Origin of the sequence: Vibrio sp. YT-17 (assembly GCF_033337375.1) — a bacterium.
Classification (GTDB): domain Bacteria; phylum Pseudomonadota; class Gammaproteobacteria; order Enterobacterales; family Vibrionaceae; genus Vibrio; species Vibrio alginolyticus.
In genome coordinates, this window is record NZ_JAWOQP010000008.1 from 142267 (window position 1) to 162472 (window position 20206).

General features: G+C 44.8%; 20 protein-coding genes. 8 read left to right on the forward strand and 12 right to left on the reverse strand.

Annotation, left to right across the window (positions count from 1 at the left end; translation table 11 throughout):
* Nucleotides 1-3 precede the first annotated feature (3 nt).
* From R7F67_RS10135 to R7F67_RS10145, 3 genes are read right to left on the reverse strand one after another with little or no spacing between them, the layout of a single operon-like run.
* Complete coding sequence (locus R7F67_RS10135; RefSeq protein WP_005389814.1) at nucleotides 4-642, reverse strand: YdcF family protein; 639 nt, start codon at nucleotides 640-642, stop codon at nucleotides 4-6.
* Nucleotides 639-1466: an NAD-dependent epimerase/dehydratase family protein gene (locus R7F67_RS10140; RefSeq protein WP_205390801.1), complete on the reverse strand. Its 828-nt coding sequence runs from the start codon at nucleotides 1464-1466 to the stop codon at nucleotides 639-641. Before R7F67_RS10140 ends, R7F67_RS10135 begins: the two co-directional genes overlap by 4 nt.
* 18 nt (nucleotides 1467-1484) lie before the next feature.
* Nucleotides 1485-2363: a LysR family transcriptional regulator gene (locus R7F67_RS10145; RefSeq protein ID WP_025766872.1), complete on the reverse strand. Its 879-nt coding sequence runs from the start codon at nucleotides 2361-2363 to the stop codon at nucleotides 1485-1487.
* Between the two features lie 89 nt (nucleotides 2364-2452).
* On the opposite strand from R7F67_RS10145, the gene R7F67_RS10150 reads away from it, so the two are divergent.
* Nucleotides 2453-2899 (forward strand): PACE efflux transporter, encoded by a 447-nt coding sequence (locus tag R7F67_RS10150; protein WP_025766871.1) that lies wholly within the window; start codon nucleotides 2453-2455, stop codon nucleotides 2897-2899.
* A gap of 43 nt (nucleotides 2900-2942) precedes the next feature.
* Here the strand turns inward: R7F67_RS10150 and R7F67_RS10155 are convergent, their stop codons facing one another.
* Nucleotides 2943-3176, reverse strand: a complete 234-nt coding sequence (locus R7F67_RS10155; RefSeq protein ID WP_005387662.1) for a TIGR02647 family protein — start codon at nucleotides 3174-3176, stop codon at nucleotides 2943-2945.
* A gap of 299 nt (nucleotides 3177-3475) precedes the next feature.
* On the opposite strand from R7F67_RS10155, the gene focA reads away from it, so the two are divergent.
* Nucleotides 3476-4336 carry a formate transporter FocA gene (focA, locus tag R7F67_RS10160; protein WP_005378146.1) on the forward strand — a complete coding sequence of 287 codons (861 nt, stop codon included), beginning with the start codon at nucleotides 3476-3478 and terminating at the stop codon, nucleotides 4334-4336.
* Nucleotides 4337-4421: 85 nt separating this feature from the next.
* On the opposite strand, the gene R7F67_RS10165 is transcribed toward focA, so the two are convergent.
* Both R7F67_RS10165 and R7F67_RS10170 read right to left on the reverse strand, forming a co-directional pair.
* Nucleotides 4422-4547: a hypothetical protein gene (locus R7F67_RS10165; RefSeq protein ID WP_254903806.1), complete on the reverse strand. Its 126-nt coding sequence runs from the start codon at nucleotides 4545-4547 to the stop codon at nucleotides 4422-4424.
* Nucleotides 4548-4913: 366 nt separating this feature from the next.
* Nucleotides 4914-5726 carry an ABC transporter permease gene (locus R7F67_RS10170; RefSeq protein WP_033905097.1) on the reverse strand — a complete coding sequence of 271 codons (813 nt, stop codon included), beginning with the start codon at nucleotides 5724-5726 and terminating at the stop codon, nucleotides 4914-4916.
* Nucleotides 5727-6188: 462 nt separating this feature from the next.
* Here R7F67_RS10170 and torE point away from each other — a divergent pair, with 462 nt between their 5' ends.
* The 4 genes from torE to R7F67_RS10190 all read left to right on the forward strand — a co-directional run bounded on the left by torE (nucleotide 6189) and on the right by R7F67_RS10190 (nucleotide 12030).
* Complete coding sequence (gene torE / locus R7F67_RS10175; RefSeq protein ID WP_005378141.1) at nucleotides 6189-6368, forward strand: trimethylamine N-oxide reductase system protein TorE; 180 nt, start codon at nucleotides 6189-6191, stop codon at nucleotides 6366-6368.
* Nucleotides 6369-6418: 50 nt separating this feature from the next.
* Nucleotides 6419-7603, forward strand: a complete 1185-nt coding sequence (gene torC, locus R7F67_RS10180) for a pentaheme c-type cytochrome TorC (RefSeq protein WP_005378139.1) — start codon at nucleotides 6419-6421, stop codon at nucleotides 7601-7603.
* A 26-nt stretch (nucleotides 7604-7629) separates the two neighbouring features.
* Nucleotides 7630-10092 carry a trimethylamine-N-oxide reductase TorA gene (gene torA / locus R7F67_RS10185; RefSeq protein WP_225455370.1) on the forward strand — a complete coding sequence of 821 codons (2463 nt, stop codon included), beginning with the start codon at nucleotides 7630-7632 and terminating at the stop codon, nucleotides 10090-10092.
* Nucleotides 10093-10290: 198 nt separating this feature from the next.
* Nucleotides 10291-12030, forward strand: coding sequence for a glycoside hydrolase family 36 protein (locus tag R7F67_RS10190; RefSeq protein ID WP_205390804.1), 1740 nt, complete (start codon nucleotides 10291-10293; stop codon nucleotides 12028-12030).
* A 76-nt stretch (nucleotides 12031-12106) separates the two neighbouring features.
* Here R7F67_RS10190 and R7F67_RS10195 read toward each other — a convergent pair whose 3' ends face one another.
* On the reverse strand, nucleotides 12107-13321 hold the full coding sequence (locus R7F67_RS10195; protein ID WP_017820871.1) for a putative manganese transporter: 1215 nt from the start codon (nucleotides 13319-13321) through the stop codon (nucleotides 12107-12109).
* 186 nt (nucleotides 13322-13507) lie between these two features.
* On the opposite strand from R7F67_RS10195, the gene R7F67_RS10200 reads away from it, so the two are divergent.
* A complete protein-coding gene (locus R7F67_RS10200) occupies nucleotides 13508-14413 on the forward strand; it encodes a manganese-dependent inorganic pyrophosphatase (RefSeq protein ID WP_017634678.1) in 906 nt (301 codons plus the stop codon).
* A gap of 68 nt (nucleotides 14414-14481) precedes the next feature.
* Nucleotides 14482-14871, forward strand: coding sequence for a DUF2750 domain-containing protein (locus tag R7F67_RS10205; RefSeq protein WP_005378129.1), 390 nt, complete (start codon nucleotides 14482-14484; stop codon nucleotides 14869-14871).
* An 82-nt stretch (nucleotides 14872-14953) separates the two neighbouring features.
* On the opposite strand, the gene R7F67_RS10210 is transcribed toward R7F67_RS10205, so the two are convergent.
* From R7F67_RS10210 to sapA, 5 genes are read right to left on the reverse strand one after another with little or no spacing between them, the layout of a single operon-like run.
* Nucleotides 14954-15745: an ATP-binding cassette domain-containing protein gene (locus R7F67_RS10210; RefSeq protein WP_005393308.1), complete on the reverse strand. Its 792-nt coding sequence runs from the start codon at nucleotides 15743-15745 to the stop codon at nucleotides 14954-14956.
* Nucleotides 15742-16737: an oligopeptide/dipeptide ABC transporter ATP-binding protein gene (locus R7F67_RS10215; RefSeq protein ID WP_005378126.1), complete on the reverse strand. Its 996-nt coding sequence runs from the start codon at nucleotides 16735-16737 to the stop codon at nucleotides 15742-15744. The genes R7F67_RS10210 and R7F67_RS10215 overlap by 4 nt, the downstream gene beginning before the upstream one ends.
* Nucleotides 16737-17624: an ABC transporter permease subunit gene (locus tag R7F67_RS10220; protein ID WP_005378123.1), complete on the reverse strand. Its 888-nt coding sequence runs from the start codon at nucleotides 17622-17624 to the stop codon at nucleotides 16737-16739. The genes R7F67_RS10215 and R7F67_RS10220 overlap by 1 nt, the downstream gene beginning before the upstream one ends.
* Nucleotides 17611-18573 (reverse strand): ABC transporter permease, encoded by a 963-nt coding sequence (locus tag R7F67_RS10225; protein WP_005378122.1) that lies wholly within the window; start codon nucleotides 18571-18573, stop codon nucleotides 17611-17613. The genes R7F67_RS10220 and R7F67_RS10225 overlap by 14 nt, the downstream gene beginning before the upstream one ends.
* Nucleotides 18573-20192, reverse strand: a complete 1620-nt coding sequence (gene sapA / locus R7F67_RS10230) for an ABC transporter substrate-binding protein SapA (RefSeq protein WP_205390806.1) — start codon at nucleotides 20190-20192, stop codon at nucleotides 18573-18575. Before sapA ends, R7F67_RS10225 begins: the two co-directional genes overlap by 1 nt.
* Between the last annotated feature and the right edge of the window lie 14 nt (nucleotides 20193-20206).

A 20206-nucleotide genomic window follows, 5' to 3' on the forward strand; every position in this document is an offset into this window, starting at 1 on the left:
AAGTTAGACTAAGTCAAAACCAAACCGCTCGAGTAAAACCTGGTAAGAAGATTCGACTTGCTGAGGGATGTTCTGCTCGGTTTGAAATCCTTTCTCTGGATAGCTTTTTACGCGAGAGAAATCTTCCATTAGTGCTTCTAGCACCATCATTAATGGCATGTCTTCATTAATGTATTCAAAAAATGGAAGAGCCGCAGAGCTTACTTGGAGCTGAGTGTAGGGTGACTGCCACTGTTTTTCAAATGTCGCGATTGCTCTACGCTCCATAAACGGTTTTTGTACCAGAATAAACGAGGAACATTGTTTTCCTTCCTCTTTTAATCGTTGCTCAGTAAAGCGAACGTTTTCTCCACTGTTTGTGGATTTAGTCTCGAGCAAAATTGCTTCACTTGGAACGCCCGACAACTTTGCAATCTCGGCAAAGGTTTCTGCCTCGCTTTTTTCAAACAGTCCATCTGTGAAGCGACCTTCACCCCCTGAAAATACAATCAAAGGTGCCAACTTTTGGTGGTAGAGCTTGGCAGCGTGCTCCGCTACACGCACATCATTACTGCACATCACAAACAAACAGTCCGCAGGTTTCAGTTCATGTTTGAGTTGCATGTAATCCCAAAGCGTTTCTATATGTCTATAGAGCCTCATAGCGCATCCAAAGTTGAATTGAAGTGAAATCGATAACCAAGTGAGAGTAGTTTGTCAGCAAGAATACGCTTGTCAGCTTGCTCTGTGACGGGTGGAAGAGGTATCTCACTTCCGATTTTGTTTATGGCAGCTTGGTAGAACTCAGCCTTGCTGACAGTATGAGGTGTCGTAACGTTAATGACTTGGTTGCTTAAATTGCCTAAGGCAAATTTCGCAGCCGAGACAGCATCATCTTGATGAAGCATATTAGCTGGTGCTTTACGACTAACTTGTTGAAGCCTTGCTGCAAAGCGAGATGGGTGTCTATCTGGCCCGATTAATCCGCTACAACGTAGAATAACAAAGTTAATATTCGAGTCGATAACATGCTGCTCTGCTTGAAGCATAATACGTGCATTGTCAGAGAAATAAGGGCTTTCGGCTGCTAAAGAGATTGACGCGTCAGCTTCTTCCATATCGGAAGCAAGGTTAGGGTAAACCGTGGTAGAGCTGATCATGAGAAGTTTTTCAACGTTGTTTTGCTTAGCTGCGTTGGCAAGTATTTGCCATTGCTGTGCATATTCTTGACCGCGTCCTTTACGAAATCCTGGAGGAAAAGCACCGATAACGTGCGTAATTTGATGCTGTTTGAGCAGCTCATCTAGCCGTGCTGTGGCGTTCAATTGATTGAAATCGAACAATGCGGAGTGAGTTAATGAGGTGGGTAACTCTTTTAATCGAGTTTGGCTACGACGAGTGACGACAACATAGTGTCCATCTTTCATCAATGTTTCTGCTAGCGGAGTTCCGAGCCAGCCTGCACCTACGATCAATGTATTTGCCATTTGGGTCTTCCTACTTACTTATGTCTGCCCGAATAGGTTGAGCAGTTCTGCTTTGGCTTGTTGATGGAGGGGATCTGAATGCCATTTCTGGTGCTGAATAAGGTCAACATTGACTTGCCAAGCCAGTTTTGTGAAATCATCCCCAACTTTTTTTAATGTATTAGGTGAATACGCGACTAAATGCTGTGGTAGAAAGCACCAACCAAACCCTTTATTCGCCAATTCCAACAAAATATAGTAGTTATCAGCGTACCAGATATCTGGGCTAAATGCTTGATTGAGACCACATGGCTCTGCACTTTTGGATCGTATGACCAATTGACGATGTTGTTTTAGTTGATCAATGTGAGTGATTTGCTGCTTTGCTAAAGGATGCGTTGAAGAGACATAGACATCAAATGCAATATTGCCAAGATTGGTGAAATCGATGTGCCTTGGCATTTGTAAATCACTCAAAATAATCCCAGTCGTGGCGCGTTCCGACTTAACCAATTCAATGATATCAGGGCTTGATGCCGTTAAGCATTCAACTTGTAAGTGTGGAAAGCGTTGCTCTAACTTCTTTAGCACATCCGGCAAGCGAGTCAGAGGAATCCCTTCATCAATAGCTAAGGCTAATTTGTTCGTTGGCGTGGAAAAGAGCTGCGATGCCCTATTGTTTAGGCGGTCGAGTTGGCTGATTGTTGCTTGTGCATAGGGTACGAGAGCGAGGCCATTCTCAGTTAATTTAGGGTACCTGCCTGATCGATCAAAAAGCTCAACGCCACAGTCGATCTCCATATTCATGATGTGCTGGCTCACTACAGATTGAGCTCGCCCCAGTTTTCTAGCTGCTCCTGAAAATGATCCTGCTTCTGATGTAGCAATAAAAGCTTGCAGTTGTTCGATGGTAAACATATCGCTTAAACCGATGGTATCTAACTTTTGGTTATCTAAATAATAGATAAAATTCTAAGCATTGAGTAGAACTATTTGGACAGAGAAATATGACTCGTAACGAACGAATTTTTCATGCAGTACTTTTTGAGTTAATCGCACTCGCGATTATTGTACCAGCGGCTTCATTGATCACTGGAAAGGGCTCTAGTGATCTTGCGTTGGTTGGGGTCGGGTTGAGCATGTATACCGTGCTATGGAACTACATCTACAACTTGTACTTTGATAAGTGGTTTGGTGACAATCGAGCTGAGCGAAGTTTAGCGATGCGGCTTGGACACACTATTGGTTTCGAGGGAGGATTAATCTTTATCTCTCTACCTGTGATTGCCTGGTTCTTAGAAATTACGCTTCTTCAAGCTCTAATGCTGGAAGCCGGCTTCCTCGTTTTCTTCCTATTTTATGCCACTGGTTTTAACTGGTTGTATGACAAGGTTCAACCATTTAGCAAAATGAAAAAGCGATTATTGCCACAGGCATCGACAGGAAAAATATAGGACTAAAAAACGCCACCGAGTTCGGTGGCGTTTTTTGTTCAAATTACACAGACAGAACTCTCAAAATCTTATCTGCATGTTCTGCAACTTCAATGCCTTCGTCTGTTAGATAACCACCGTCAGGCTGTGTACAAAGTTGCTTCTTATATAGACGAGCAACGGCTGCCTGCATTTCTTCTGACGCGTCTGTATGAACTTTAATACCAGTTGCAGCACTACTTAGGTCGAACTGAAGAAGTAGATTCAATTCGGCGATATGTTCAGCTGAATATTTCATAAATGATTCCTTTGCGCTTTTTTTACCAAGCTAGTCTGAAAAGTAGCGTTGGGCAACATTCAACGACAAGAAGTGTTAAGTATGGCGCTATCAGGCTGATATAACGCAGGATCTTTGTTCGAAAGGCCGAATACTTGTTAAGTATCAATGATACTTACGGTAGCGAATGATAGGCGCTATTTATTGCTTGATCTCCCAATAACAACGATTTTAGTAAACACGCCAAACAGCACTTGAAAAAATAGGGAAATAGAGCGATTATCCGCGCCTCTTTAAATGTTTCTAAATGTTACACCAGAATGAACTTTAATCAGTTTGACTCACTATTACCGCCACAAGCTGCGGAACGCGCGGCTGAAGTGGGGGTAGGCAAAGCAACGAAAGCTCCAATCAAATCTTTTCTGCTCGCCATTTCTGCGGGGCTTCATATTGGTATTGCTTTCATCTTCTATACCACGGTAACGACAGGCGCAGGCGAGCTGCCTTGGGGCATTACACGACTCATTGGTGGTCTGGCATTTAGCCTTGGTTTGATTTTGGTGGTGGTTACTGGCGGCGAGCTTTTCACTAGCTCTGTGCTGACACTAGTTGCGCGTGCGAGTGGAAAAATCTCTTGGCAAGCACTTATCAAAAACTGGTTGGTGGTTTACTTTGGCAATATGGTTGGGGCCATTTTGCTCGTGGCCTGTATGCTAGTTACCAAGCAATATATGTTTGATCATGGCCAAGTTGGTCTTAACGCGATGGCGATCTCCCAACACAAATTACATCATGGTTTCTTTGCTGCTGTTGCGCTTGGCATTATGTGTAACGTATTAGTTTGTATTGCAGTTTGGATGACGTTTAGTGGGCGAACATTGACAGATAAAATAGCGGTCATGATTTTGCCTGTGGCTATGTTCGTGTCGGCAGGTTTTGAGCACTGTATTGCGAACATGTTCCAAGTACCTATGGCGATTGGTATTAAGTACTTTGCGCCAGAAGCGTTTTGGCAAATGACAGGGGCAGATATTGCAAACTACGCGGACTTAAACATGATGGGGTTCATCGTAAACAACCTAATTCCTGTTACGATAGGAAACATTATTGGTGGTGGCGTATTTGTTGGCATGTGGTATTGGATGATTTATCTACGCGATGAAGATAACCATTTGCGATAAGTTTAGAAGATCACAAGAAAGGCGAACCAGATGGTTCGCCTTTCTTTTTATTTGTCTCTGCAAATGTCAAATAAGTCGAGTCATGCTAAATCAACTCTTCGTTGATGCCAAAATCGGTTGGGAGCCAATGAGAAGTTACTTCCTTTGGTTCTTGAACGAGCCAATCCAGAGGTGCATCGGACAGGAGTTCATCGTAATTTTCTTTGATCATTAAGACATCCATGTACGTCTCTCCAAGTTTGTGGTCACTGCCTTTACTATAAAATTAGAACATGTCAGTCACGTGATCAATGCATGACGATTCGATTGATCACTTATGTTGCTATGTTTCTGGTTGCGTATGGGTTTTGGGGGCTTATCCACATTTTCTGTGGATAACCTGTATCAAAGGTCGTGCGTATCTAAACTTGCAAAGAAAATTTCATAAAATTAGAGGCTTATATCAAAAAGAATTCTGCCTGACTTTTCATCTGAAAGCGTCTTGATGAGTGCTCGAAGAATAGTTGAGTTATTCAGTTATAAGTACGTTCGACTTGGCACCATAAGTTGTTTAACGGGCTTTACCCACAAGCGCCAACTAACCGTGAGTTTTGGTCGATTCGGGTTGCTCGATTTTTATCTTGATTCGGCCTTCTTTGGTTTGTACCCAGCGCAATGTCATTTCTAACGTTATGGTTACGGAGGCACTCAACATGACGAAAATAGCCAGCATAATTACTAACTGGTATTTAATCGCAACCATCGGGCTCGCGCCACCTAGAATTTGACCGGTCATCATACCCGGTAAGGTAACCAGCCCTGTAGTGGCCATAGAAGCTAAAGTCGGGGCAAGGGACTTTCTAAGAGCCTCCTGAATGAAGGGGAAGGATGCGTAGCGAGGAGAGGCTCCAAGTGAGATTGCAGCCTCATATTCTGCTTGTCTCTGCTCAAAAGCCGTAAACAAGTTCTGAAGAGCGATGATATTACTACTCAAGCTGTTACCCAATAACATACCAGCAAGTGGGATCATGTACTGCGCATTGTAAATAGGGGATGGTTGCACTAGGCCTGCTGTAATTGCAATCAGAAGTGGTATTAGACCACAGGTAAGGCCCGTTAGTAGCGGAAGCATAAGTGGCTTTTTAGGTAACTGAGCTTTTCCCGCAATTGAGCTGGCACCAATCAGTAGCATGATGGCAAGCCAAAGTATATTGACAAGTAAACTGTTTAATTGAAAAAGATATTCTAAATACACGCCAATCAATATGAGCTGAAATGTCATTCGGATAACACTGATTATCGTGTCTTTTGCTATCCCTAATTTGTAGCGGGCATTGATAAAGAAGGGGACCAATAAAATCAAACCAAACAGTGCCAGTTTGACCCAGCTTATATCCACCACGTTATCCATAATCGCTCCTTGAAAATACGCGAATAATTGTATCTAAGCCTCCCCTTTATATGAACCACTATGTGCACTTTTTGCTGTTCTTAAAGTAAACCTTGAGTGCTATTTTAGACATTAATACGCAGCATTCTGTTTACAAGTGGTTATCTTTTTCGGAGTTTTTAAGTCGATTTATGGCATGGTAATTACGATTTAAATGTGATCGATGTTTCTTAAATGTTGTTTATTTAACAACTCCTTAAAAGACTTATTTTGTCACATCTGTTCATGTTTTTTAATAAATAACATCAATCCATCATATCTCTGGATGAGCTCAAAAAAGTGTTGAATTACAAGGTCTGAGGTCGCTTATTTGATTGAACCCTACTATTAGTATGGTCTAACATTTTCCATTAGAGATTGTAAAAAACTTAAGCTTGGTTACGCGGGCTTTTCAATAACACTAGATACAAAATAGGCAAATGTATGAGTGATGTTAATAAAATTGAGAGTGGTGAAAAACGCTCCCTGGAGTGGAAGTCGTTCCTCTTCATTGCAGTTGTTCTCTTCCCAATTCTGAGTGTGGCCTTTGTTGGCGGCTACGGGTTCATCGTTTGGATGTTGCAAGTCTTCTTCTTTGGACCTCCAGGCGCGCACGGCATGTAAGCCAGTGAGCTCATAACCACACTTTTGAAAAGATTTTAAGAGAGCAAATAATGAAATCATTAATCATTAAACTGTGGCGTACCATGACGCGCCCAGCTGTACATATCAGCCTAGGTGTGCTGACTATGGGCGGCTTTATTGCTGGTGTTATCTTTTGGGGTGGCTTTAACACCGCTCTAGAAGCAACCAACACAGAAGAATTCTGTATTAGTTGTCACACAATGCGTGACAACGTGTACGTTGAGCTACAAGAAACGGTGCACTGGAAAAACCACTCTGGTGTTCGTGCTACCTGTCCTGATTGTCACGTTCCACATAACTGGACAGATAAGATCGCTCGTAAGATGCAAGCTTCTAAAGAAGTATTTGCACAAGTATTTGGCAACTACGACGAACCGGGTGTGTTCGAAGAGCGTCGTATCGAACTTGCTAAACACGAATGGGATCGTTTCTCGGCAAACAAATCTCTGGAGTGTAAAAACTGTCACAACTACGAATCGATGGATTTCGAGCAAATGTCTCCTACGGCTCGTATCCAAATGAAGCAAGCCGCTGAGAAAGATCAAAGCTGTGTTGACTGTCACAAGGGTATTGCGCACAACCTACCAGCAGGCATGGACAGCATTGGCGGTATCGTGGGTGATCTAGAGGGTATGACTTCTAACACTGATTACGGCGTTGGTCAGCAACTCGTGAGCGTTCGTCACCTACCAATCTACTTTGATGCGCAAGGCAGTAAAGAAGCTGGTCTTCTTAATCCTGCATCGACCGTTAAAGTTCTTGAAGACAAAGGCGAGTTTGTTGAGATCGAAATTGACGGTTGGCGCAAAGCAAAAGGTTTTGGTCGTGTAATTCAAGAAGACTTCGGTAAGAACATTGCGACTGCGTCTCTGATGAAAGAAGCAGCAACAGACAGCAACATTGTGACGACTGGTGAGAAAAAAGTGGATGAGTTAACAGGCCTTCCTTGGGAAAAAGTAGCGGCGAAAGTATGGATTAAGAAAGAGTCTATGCTGAACGACATCAATCCTGTTTGGGAAAAATCTCGTGAAGCCTACAAGACCAATTGTTCTGTATGTCACACTCAACCTGCGGAAGCGCACTTCGACGCGAACACCTGGCCAGGTATGTTCGACGGTATGTTGGCGTTCGTTAACCTAGATACAGACAGTGAAGCACTGATCTTGAAGTATCTACAGAAACACTCTTCAGATTATGCTGAAGGTCACCACTAATAAGCGTCGGATTGGAGTAATTTTAAATGGCTATTACACGAAGAAGTTTTCTTAAAGGTGTAGCAACCACAAGTGCAGCGTCAGTAATTGGTCCTAGCTTATTGGCGTCCGCCTCTGCAAATGCCGTTGAGACGACAGGTACTTGGAAAGTAACCGGTTCTCACTGGGGCGCGTTCCGCGCCCACATCTACGCGGGTAAAGTTCAAGAGATCAAGCCGCTAGAGCTAGACAAAAACCCAACAGAAATGTTGAACGGCATTAAGGGTATTATCTACAGCCCTTCACGTGTTCGTTATCCAATGGTTCGTCTAGATTGGTTGAAGAAACATAAATACAGCGCAGATACTCGCGGTAACAACCGTTTCATCCGAGTAACTTGGGATGAAGCGCTAGACTTGTTCTACCGTGAGCTAGAACGTATTCAAAAAGACTACGGCCCATGGGCGCTGCATGCAGGTCAAACAGGTTGGAACCAAACGGGTTCATTTAACAACTGTACCGCGCACATGCAACGTGCAGTGGGTATGCACGGCAACTTCATCACGAAAGTAGGTGACTACTCGACGGGTGCAGGCCAAACCATTATGCCTTACGTGCTAGGTTCAACCGAAGTTTACGCACAAGGTACGTCTTGGTCTGAGATCCTAGAAAACTCTGACAACATCGTTCTTTGGGCTAACGACCCAGTGAAAAACCTTCAAGTAGGTTGGAACTGTGAAACGCATGAGTCGTTTAAGTACCTTGCACAACTAAAAGAAAAAGTGGCGAAAGGTGAGATCAACGTTCTATCTGTAGACCCAGTGAAGAACAAAACTCAGCGCTACTTAGAGAACGATCACTTGTACATCAACCCGCTGACAGACGTAGCGTTCATGCTCGCTGTGGCACACGTGTTGTACAACGAAAACCTGTACGATAAGAAATTCATTGATACTTACTGTCTAGGCTTTGAAGAGTTCATTCAATACGTTCAAGGTAAGACAAAAGACAAAGTAGAGAAGACGCCTGAATGGGCAGCAGCGATTTGTGGCGTGAAAGCGGACAAGATCCGTGAATTCGCACGCATGCTAGTCAGCGGTCGTACACAGATCCTGATGGGTTGGTGTATCCAGCGTCAAGAGCACGGTGAGCAGCCATACTGGGCAGCGGCTGTGGTTGCTGCAATGGTTGGTCAAATCGGTCTACCTGGTGGTGGTATCTCTTACGGTCACCATTACTCAAGTATCGGTGTGCCTTCTACTGGTTTCGCGGGCCCTGGTGGTTTCCCTCGTAACCTTGACCAAGGTATGAAACCGAAGTGGGACAACAACGACTTTAACGGCTACAGTCGTACTATCCCAGTTGCACGTTGGATCGACTGTCTGCTAGAACCTGGCAAAGAGATCAGCTACAACGGCGGTAAAGTGAAACTGCCAGACTTCAAGATGATGGTTATCTCGGGTTGTAACCCATGGCACCACCATCAAGATCGTAACCGCATGAAGAAAGCGTTCCGCAAACTTCAAACGGTTGTAACGATCGAGTTTGCTTGGACTGCGACATGTCGTTTCTCAGATATCGTTCTACCGGCGTGTACGCAATGGGAACGTAACGACATCGACGTATACGGTTCATACTCGAACAAAGGTCTGATTGCGATGCATCGCCTAGTTGATCCATTGTTCCAATCTAAGCCTGACTTCCAAATCATGAGTGAACTAACTCAGCGTTTTGGTCGCCGCGAAGAATACACTCGTGGTATGAGCGAGATGGAATGGATCGAAAGCCTTTACAACGATTGTAAAAAAGCGAACGAAGGTAAGTTTGAAATGCCAGAATTCAACGAGTTCTGGGAGAAGAGCGTACTAGACTTCGGTGAAGGTAAACCTTGGGTTCGTCATGCGGACTTCCGTAAAGACCCTGAGCTTAACCCATTAGGTACACCGTCTGGCTTCATCGAGATTACATCACGCAAGATCGGCCGTTACGGTTACGAACACTGTCAAGAGCACCCAATGTGGTTCGAAAAATCAGAGCGTTCACACGGTGGTCCTGGTTCAGATAAATACCCATTCTGGTTGCAGTCTTGCCACCCTGATAAGCGTCTGCACTCTCAAATGTGTGAGTCTGAAGAGTTCCGCGCGACTTACGCGGTACAAGGTCGTGAGCCGGTTTACATCAACCCAGCGGATGCCAAAGCAAAAGGCATCAAAGATGGTGATTTGGTACGTGTATTCAACGGTCGTGGTCAGCTATTAGCTGGTGCTGTTTTGACTGACAGCTACCCACGTGGCGTTATTCGTATCGAAGAAGGTGCGTGGTACGGTCCTCTAAACGAGAAAGAAGGCGCAATCTGTACCTACGGTGATCCTAACACGCTAACGCAAGACATCGGTTCTTCTGAGCTTGCACAGGCGACTTCTGCGAACACATGTATCGTAGACTTCGAGAAGTTCACAGGTAAAGTGCCGCCAGTCACTTCATTTGGTGGTCCGATCGAAGTTGCTTAATTAGTGCAGTTTGCATAAATCCAAATACCAGCCTCAGGGCTGGTATTTTTTTATCAAAATTTCAGTGAGCGTTGTCTCAATAGTAACTTCATAACGTTAAACGAGACTGGTATTCGTGATGATGGTAACGAATTGGGTGAGACAAGCAGGAGATAATGCGCCAAGCTAAACAATAATAATTAAGTGAGTAGACTCTTTATGGCTCAGAGCATTCAATTAGCAAATCACACTGAGATCACTGTGAATAACAATGACTTCCAAGTTGAAGTCGAGGGTAATCAATTACATTTTTCTTTTGCTGGTCTTCACAATAAAACCTTTACGGACCGTGAAGTGTTATTCGAAATGCCGTTTTTGTACGAGCACGAGGCCAACGTAATTGGGGATGGTTTTCAAATGTTGGCGCAAACGGCGGGAACGATCAATCACCCCGTTGATATTGGTCGCTGCCCAGACAATAATCCTTCTTATCGAATCTACCCTAAAGATGCCCCTAAGCGTTATTACAACTATTTAGTGGTGGAAGGTTCAGCGGGCTACACATTATTTGGCTTCACATCATGTCATCGCTTTGCAGGCTATTTTGATGTTGTGCTGCGTGATGGGCATTGGGTTTTATCAGCCGCAATTGATGGTGAGTTGACTCAAGTGGCGGATTGGGAAAGTAATCAACTTGAATCCGTGGCGGTACTCTGTGGTCAATCGCTGTCCGAGCTTTATCAAACCTATGGCGAGATGATTGCAAAGCATCATCCTGTTCGCCAAGGTGTGACACAAGATGCGCCTGTTGGTTGGTGTTCGTGGTACGCGTACTACGCGGACGTGACAGAGCAAAACATCATGCAGAACGTGGATTGCATGCAAGATAAGCTCGAAGACCTAGAGTGGCTACTTCTGGATGATGGCTATCAAGCCTTTATGGGCGATTGGTTAACCCCATCAGATAAGTTTTCTGGTGGCGTAAAAGAGCTCATTCATAATATCCGTGCAAAAGGAAAAAAGCCGGCAATTTGGATGGCGCCTTTCATTGCACAGCCTGAGTCGGAGATCTTCAAACAGCATCCAGATTGGTTTGTTCTCCACAAGGATGGTGGCTTACTTAAAGCAGAAGATGTCACATACGGTGGTTGGCGATGCACGCCCTGGTACATACTCGATACCTCAAACCCAGAAGTGCAAGACCATCTGACGCATGTGGTCTCTGTTATGCGTCAAGAGTGGGGCGTTGAGCTATTCAAATTAGACGCAAACTACTGGGGCACCTTAAAAGGTGTTCGTAAACAATCTGGTATTACAGGCGTTGAGGCGTATCGCTTAGGAATGGAAGCGATTGCCAAAGGCGCTGGTGATGCGTGGCTTTTAGGTTGCAACGCGCCAATGTGGCCATCTCTGGGGCTTGTGGATGCAATGCGTGTTTCTGACGATGTAGAGCGTCATAGTCGTCGATTCGAACAGATAGCCAAAGAAACCTTTTACCGTAGTTGGCAGCACCGAAAATTGTGGCAAATTGACCCGGATTGCGCCACGTTCACTTCATTAGCTAATCAATCTGCATCCAGAGAAGAGTATGAATTTCATCGCACGGTGTTATTAGCGAGTGGTGGTTTGCTGCTGTCTGGTGACCCGCTCCCTGAGATTACGCCGTTTGCTAAGAAGACACTGTCTAAGCTCATGTTACGTCAACAACGTAACCAGCAATCTGCAAAGTTTACCGCTTTGAGTTTAAATCACGCGTTTTTAAAACTAACGACGAAGAATGACCTCCATTGTTTGTTTAATTATGCGAGTTACGGAGCGATGGAATTTACGCTGACGTCTGATCAACCGGTGGACTGGTATGATTACTGGACAGGGGAAAAGCTAAACCAAGAACCTTGCCAGTTGTTAATGGTGAGCGTGGATAAAGGGCTCAATGCGAAAGCGATCGTTACAGCATAACGTGAAGTAAATCGCCTAATACCAAGATCAAGAAAGGAGCCTATTGCGGCTCCTTTCTCGTTTGATGCTCTGAGCGTTAGAACTCGAATAAAAAGTAATACCCGTATCCAACAATAAACGCAGGAATGGACGAGTAAATAGTCGCGACCAAAGCAGCTTTCGGTGCCATTGCAATAGCGGGGAATAGGGCGTCACCATCGTTAGAAATCGCATTGGCCAGTTGCGCAGAAAGTGGCGCTGCACCAGAAATGTATAGGCTAGTGACTAAAATTTGCGGTCCACAACCAGGCAACATACCAATGGCTAGGCCAGCTAATGGCATCCAAATTCCCCAATGAGAAAAGGTTTCTACAAGGTCGAGTCCAGAAAAATAGGTCGTCAGTTCAAACGCCAGAAAAGCGACGATCACCCAAGCACTGACGAAATTCGTATCTTGTGCTGCTTTTTGAATCGGGTGTGAGTCCACGATTTTTTCATCTTCAGAGACCGTTGACTGATAATCGCCGAGCTCTTTTGTCATAGCCCACAACGACATTGTGATCACCGCGAAGATAGCGCCCAGCCATTCAATGGTATTGGCCTGCAAAGACAACAGCTGATTAATATCGATTTGGAAAGACATTAACACAGCAACGACACTAGCAGGCACAATAAGCCATTTCCAAAATGCGCCTTGTAGATTGATTGCACGTTGTTCAAGGGGTGTGTGTCGGTCTGTCTGGTGTTGGCAACAAGCATGTGTCTGAGGTGCTTCTTTTGGTTCTGGTCGCAGAAAGTTATCAGCATGAAAAGCATTAACGACTAACCCTGAAAGAGTACCCACGATAATGCCTAATCCAACCACGCCTAATCCAACACTTGGTTTGGCGGCCAGAAGTAAAAAGGCAGCGTCACCCATTGTTGAAGTAAGTACCGCGACAATCGCACCAAATCCTACTCGGCCACTAATAAATTGCGTTGTCACAACAATAGCGCCACCACAGCCAGGCAAAGCACCCAACAAAGAAGCAAAGAAAACCTGATGATTACGCGAGCGATGATATAGCTCGGTAATTCGATTGGTTTTCGACATAAAGTTTGAAAGATAATGATAAATAGCCAATGTGGCAGCAACATAGCATGACACCGCCCAGAATGAGTCGGATAGCGTCTGTACGGCTACGTCACGTGTATTTTCATTGCCTAGCAAAATGAGCATGACGATAGGGATCAGCAATCGCTTATAAGCTAAACGAAACTGAGTAGGCTGAAACAACTGTTGTGCAGAGTGTAATAATTGGGTCGCGTTCATCGTTTACTCAAATGCAAATAGGAATAATTATCATTATATGTAAATGAGATTTATTCGCAATAGCATTGTGAACTTTTCTTCGTGTCAAACTCTCTGAAATCAGGTAAAGTATCGGCCTTTGTGAGCAAACACGCCCTAATTAACTGTATTAGGCGGCGTATAAAATTGACTTGAATAGGAAGAAACATGATTCTAGTTGTAGGTCATAAGAACCCAGACAGTGACAGTATTTGTAGTGCACTCGTTGCAACTGAACTTCTAAAAGCGCGTGGCGTTGAAGCTATGCCAATTCGCCAAGGCGAAATCAACCGTGAAACTCAGCACATCCTAGAAGTTGCTGGCGCTGAAGTTCCTGAGCTTCGCACATCAGTTGCGGGTGAGACCGTTTGGCTAGTAGATTACTCAGATCTAGCACAAGCACCAGACGATATCGCAGAAGCTGAAATTGCGGGTATTGTTGACCACCACCGTCTAGGTGACGTGATGACAGTAAACCCAATGGAAGCATGGATCTGGCCTGTTGGTTGTACCAACACTGTTCTATTCAACATGTTCAAGATTGAAGGTCACGCGATTACTCCACAAATTGCTAAGCTAATGATGTCAGCAATTCTATCTGACACAGTAGGTTTTGCTTCTCCAACTTGTACACAAAAAGACAAAGATGCCGTTGCTGAATTAGCGGCAATCGCAGACGTACAAGATGTTGACGCGTTCACTAAAGATCTTCTAATTGCTAAAACAAACATCGAAGGTCTATCAGCGGCTGAGCTTGTTGAGAAAGACCTTAAAGGTTACCCATTCAACGGTCGTGACGTAGTGGTTGGTCAGGTTGAACTTGCAACTCTTGAGCAAGTTGACGGTATGATCGAAGCACTAGAAGCAGACCTAGAATCTCGTTGTGAGAAAGATAACCTAGCGTTCGCTGCTGTAATGCTAACAGACATCACGACTGCTCAAACTCGTCTTCTATACAAAGGTGAGTGGGCTGAGAAGCTTGTTAAGCACGAAAAAGACGGCATGCTAATGATGGAAAACACGCTAAGCCGTAAGAAGCAAGGTTGGCCTTGGCTTCAAACTGAGCTAGCTTAATTTTCTAGCATATACTTTAAATGCCCGCCTAGCTGCGGGCATTTTTCTATGGGAAATAGGAGACGAATATGTCTGAGCAACTGACCCAAGAGCAGATGGATACCATTAATCGCTACAACGAAGAGCAACGTTTAAAGTACTGCGTAAAAGAGATTGTGGCGAATCGTAAGGTTTGGATTCTGAAAGACGAACATGGCTGTGTCATGTTAAATACAGAAGATGATGATTGTGTACCAGTATGGCCAAACGAAGAGTTCGCTTTGCAATGGGCGAATGGTGATTGGGAAGATTGCGAGCCTGAGGCGATCTCTTTAAACAAGTGGCACAGCCGTTGGACCTCTGGTCTAGAGGATGACGAGCTATCGATTGTTGTATTCCCAAATCAAAATGAAGAAGGGGTCGTATTGTTTCCTGACGAGTTTGATTTTGAACTGCGCAAACAAGCGAGCCGCCGTTAGTTCTTTGATTAGTACCCATGCAATAAAGAAGCCTGCGTTAAAGCAGGCTTCTTTACATTTGAACGATTACATCTTTGATAAGCTATTTTGTTTGATGGCTTGGCGCTTTATAAAAGTGGCTTTCGACTAGTCGTTGAGTAATAGGATGCTCGGGATGAGTCAGTACTTGGTTGGTCTCGCCAAACTCGACCACTTCACCTTCATGCATCACCATCACTTTATCAGTAATATGCTTAACAATGCCAATATGCTGAGACACGTACACAAATGACAATCCCATCTCTTCTTGCAACTCGAGGAATAAGTTAATGATCTGCGAGCGCATTGCCATATCCAAACCGTTTAACGCCTCATCAGCGACAATGATGGAAGGTTGAAGAATAAGTGCACGAGCCAAACACACGCGCTGTTTTTGACCGGCAGCTAGCATTTGTGGATAAAAATAGGCGTGCTCAGGCAGCAATCCTACGCGGAGCAGGGTGTTCTTTACACGCTGCATGCGCGCATCTGGCGGCATGTTGGTATTTCGCTTTAGCGGACCTTCTAAAATACGACCAATCTGGATTCGTGGGTTTAACGATGTGTTTGGATCTTGGAAAATCATGCGGATGAGCTTGCAGCGTGTCGCGTAATCTTTGTGCTCCAATCGTTCGCCATTCACACGGATCTCTCCGGAGCTTGGTTCAACAACGCCAGCAAGCATACGAGCTAGTGTGGATTTTCCTGACCCGTTTTGACCAATAAAACCAATAGTTTGCCCTGGCTCTAAAGTAAAGCTTACCGGTTTTACTGCCTCATTAACCTGGCGTTTGAACAGACGGGAGCGCGTAACAAATTGCTTCGATAAATTATCGACTTCAAGTAACGCACTCATGACTTTTTCTCCGTGTTCAATGGAAAGTGGCAGTTAAATTTATGATTCTTAATTCGTCTGGTGTGTGGAATTTCTACACATTGTTTCTGCGCATATGGGCAACGTGGTCCGAGGCGACAACCGATAGGTAGATGCTGCAATGGCGGAATCGAGCCCGGTAGGGATTGGAGTTTTTGCTTGTGTGGTACCCAATCATTAAAGTCAGGCATCGCTTTAAGCAAGGCATCGGTGTACGGGTGCTTGGGTGCCGCAATGATTTTACTGGTATCGGCAGACTCCACCGACTGACCACAATACATTACCGTAATACGTCCTGCCCACTGTGTTATGGTCGCTAAGTCGTGGCCGATAAGCAGAATGGTTGTGTTATTAAGTTGGTTCATGCGGCTCAACAGACGCAAAATTTGCGATTGGGTAATCGGGTCTAAGTCGTTGGTTGGCTCATCTGCGATCAGCAACTTTGGTTTGGTCGCTATCGCCATGGCAATCATGACTTTTTGACACTCACCATCAGTCAGTTCATAAGGATAGCTACCCATTAAACGCTTGTGATCTTTAATACCCACTTTATGCAAAAGCGCGATGGCCTGTTTTTTACGCCATTTAAATCGCTCCCACCATTTCCCTTCAAATGCGCGAGATGGAATGGATTCAATCAATTGACGCCCGACTTCCTCTGAAGGGTCAAGACAAGTTGAAGGTTCTTGGAAAATCATCGCAATATCACGAGCAATGACGCGCCGACGCTCTTTTGGTGTAAGCTGAAGCAAGTCAATATTGCCAAGGCGCATACGGTCTGCGGTGATGCGCCAGTTATCTTTACTTACCCCGACAATCGCTTTTGCAACTAAGCTTTTCCCTGAACCAGACTCACCTACAAGACCACGAATTTCGCCTTCGTTCAAAGTTAGGCTCATTCGGTCAACGGCTTTGACCAACCCTTGAGGTGTTTCGATCTCAATGGTCAAATGTCGAATATCTAACAACGGCATTATTCGATCCCCGCATTAAGCGCTTGACGTACACCTTCACCTACTAAGTTTAGGGTAATAACAGTAAACATGATGGTCAGGCCGGGTAGGGTCACTGTCCAAGGTGCAATATAAATAAGCTCGACAGAGTCACCTAATATTGCTCCCCACTCGGTGCTTGGGGCCTGTGCGCCTAGGCCAAGAAAACCCAGTGCCGTAATATCTAAAATCGCAGCAGACAGCGCGAGTGTGATTTCAGCGGCAATGACCGTCAGAATGTTAGGAAGAATTGAACTCCACAGTAAGTAGAAATCATTAGCTCCATCAAGGCGTGCTGCCATTATGTAGTCTTTTTCAACTTCGGTGTGGACTGCGATATAAACAGAGCGAATAAAACGCGGAATCAAAGCTAAGCAGATTGCGAGTAAAATATTGAACCCACCAAAGCCGAGAAATGCCACAAAAATGATTGCTAATAAGAGCGACGGGATCGACATGACGGTATCGAGCAAGTGGTTGAGAGTACTCGACAGTAAGCCTTTCGTCATACCTGCCAATACGCCAATTAAACAGCCTACAACGGCAGCAATTGCGGTGATGGCGACAGCAGCGCCAAATGTTAGCTGAGAGCCCATAATCAGGCGCGAAAGAATATCTCTACCTAAGTCATCGGTCCCCAAAAAGTAATCAACCGTTCCTGCTGGGGCCCATGATGGCGGCACAAGCAACTCACCTGACTGTGCTTGGGCGTCAAATGGTGCAAGTAGGGGCGCAAAAATGGTAATAAGGACGATAAACACCAAGCACCACAAGCCAAACATGGCTAGTCCGTTGGCGCGGTAGCTTCGCCAAAAACGCTCAAACTGTGTTGGAATGCGCTCTTCCTGATAAACGTTATTTGTTAGCATACCATTCCTTTCGAACTAAAGGGTTAATCATCGCGCCAATCAAATCCGAGAGAATGTTAGCGGTAAGAACCAAAGTCGCAAGTACCATCACGCCAGCTTGGATAGATGCATAGTCTTGGCTTGCTAGCGCATCTAAAAGCCAACGACCAATACCTGGCCAGTTAAAAATAGACTCCGTGATGATAGCTAAGGTAATCATACTCGAAAGTTGAACACCAACTTTGGGAATGATAGGCGGTATCGCATTCCGCAATACATGTTGAGTTACGATTTCGCGGTTAGAAAGACCTTTGATTCTCGCTGCACGGATGTAGTTTTGGCTCATCACTTCCGCTACCGAGGAACGCATTAGTCCGACAACCTGGGTGGTTGGAGCCAAAGCGAGCACCAAACATGGCAGCACCATATGCTCAATGACGCTTTGCAGTGCATGAGCGCGGTATTCGCCTTTCGCCATGAATGCGTCGATAATGGCAAACCCGGTTACATGATCAATTTCGTAAAGTAAATCATACCGTCCCGCAACGGGAAAGAGTTGGTATTCCAATGAAAAGACCATGATAAGTAACAGAGCAACCCAAAAGATTGGGGCGGAATAACCAGACATTGACATGAATGAAATGCTGGTATCGAGCCATTTACCTTGCTTCATCCCAGCCACGGTTCCAAGTGGAATGCCGATCAAAAGGGACACCAAAAAGGCAAAGAAACACAATTCCAAAGTGGCTGGGAATACAACGGCGAGCTCGTCGTAAATCGCATTGCCGTTTTTACTTATGCCAAAATCGAGTTGAGAAAGGTTGATCAAGTAAGTTTGCCAGCCAGACCAAAAATCAACGTTTGCCCAGTGCGAGAGAGGGTCAAGGCGCAGCAGAGAAAAACCCACTAATGTAAGGATCATCAAAGTGATGATAAATAGGTTAAAGCGTCGAACGGTATACCAAAACATCAGTGAATTCTCTCAACTCTATCAAACGGTTGGGCATTGAAAGGGCTTGATTTGAAGCCTGTCAGCGATTTGTCGTGCACACGGAACTGCACGCCATGCGCCAGAGGAATAACCGGGAACTCTTGATTCAAAATGTTCTGTGCTTGGCGATATAGGTTCAAACGGTAACGCGGTTCTTGAGTTTCTAAAGCCAAATCGAGCAAGAAATCGAAGTCATCGTTACACCACATGGACACGTTAAGGCCAACGCGGTCAGACTCGCAAGATAATAAAGGGCGGAAAAAGTTGTCAGGATCCCCGGTATCACCAATCCAACCAGTTAAAAGTAAATCGATATCGTTGATGTTCTCCAAATCCACACGTTCAAACCTATCATCGGTAAGTAGCGTTAATTTAACCCCAATATCGGCAAAATTCGCTTGGATTAGCTCTGCGGTCTTGCGAGGGCTTGGGTTAAAAGCACGTGGTTCAAGTGGTACCCACATGGTCAATTCTAGGCCGTCTTCGTAGCCTGCATCTCGAAGTAGTGCCAATGCATAATTCCGGTCATAACGAATTTTTACGCTGTCTTTTTGATAAGCCCATGAATTAGGTGGTAGCAAGGTATAAGCTTGGGAGCCAGTTCCGTAGTAAACCGAATCTAAAATATTTTGACGGTTGATCGCTAAGTTAAGAGCTTGGCGAACTCGAGCATCACTCAGCGCGGTGGTTTCTGTGTTTATCGCAATAAAGGAAACGTTGTTAGCTGGTGTAGCCGTCAGCTCAAGGTTGTCATTTTCTTGAATGACAGGTATTTGGCTCGAAATAGGTGAAGAGAGTACGTCACACTCGTTTCTTAAAAGTTTAGCTAATGTACCCGTCCCTCTGTGAGAGATATCGAACACCACTTGTTCCATTTTTGCTGGTGACTTCCAGTAATTTGAATGACGCTCTAATCGAATCAAGTCGTTCACTTGGTACTCTTTTAATTGATAAGGGCCGGTACCGATAGGAAGTTGGTCGATTTCTTCTTTATGATCTTTTGCTGCCAATTGCTGTCCATACTCCGCAGACAAGATAACCGCATGGCTGGTGGCAATATTGGCCAAGAAAGAAAAGTTTGGCTGAGATAACGTAAACCTTACCGTATACTCATCTATTGCAACCACGTCTTGGAGTAGGTTTTGAAAATCTAACCCTGCAAACCATGGATAAAAACCACCACCTACTTGGTGAAAAGGATGGTCTACATCGATGATTCGCTTGAAGCTAAATACCACATCTTTTGCATTCAATGAGCGAGTGGGTGTGAACCAAGGTGTGGTTTGGAATTTAAGACCACGTTTAAGCTTAAACGTGTATTCCGTCCCTGATTCATTTACTGACCAACTCTCGGCGATGCTTGCCACGGGCTGATGTGATTTAGGATCGAGCGTGAGCAGCGTATCGTACAGCTGCGGGCTCAGAGCCTCTGCGGTAATACCGCTATCAATAAGCTGAGGGTTAAACGTGGTCGGCTTACCTTGTCCGCAAAACACAAAGCCAGCTTTGCGAATATCATTGTGGTCAATTTCATCGCCACAAGCGGTCAGTAGGCTAATCCCAATAAGGCTCAGCGATAATCTTATAAAAGCATTCATAATATGAAATGTTC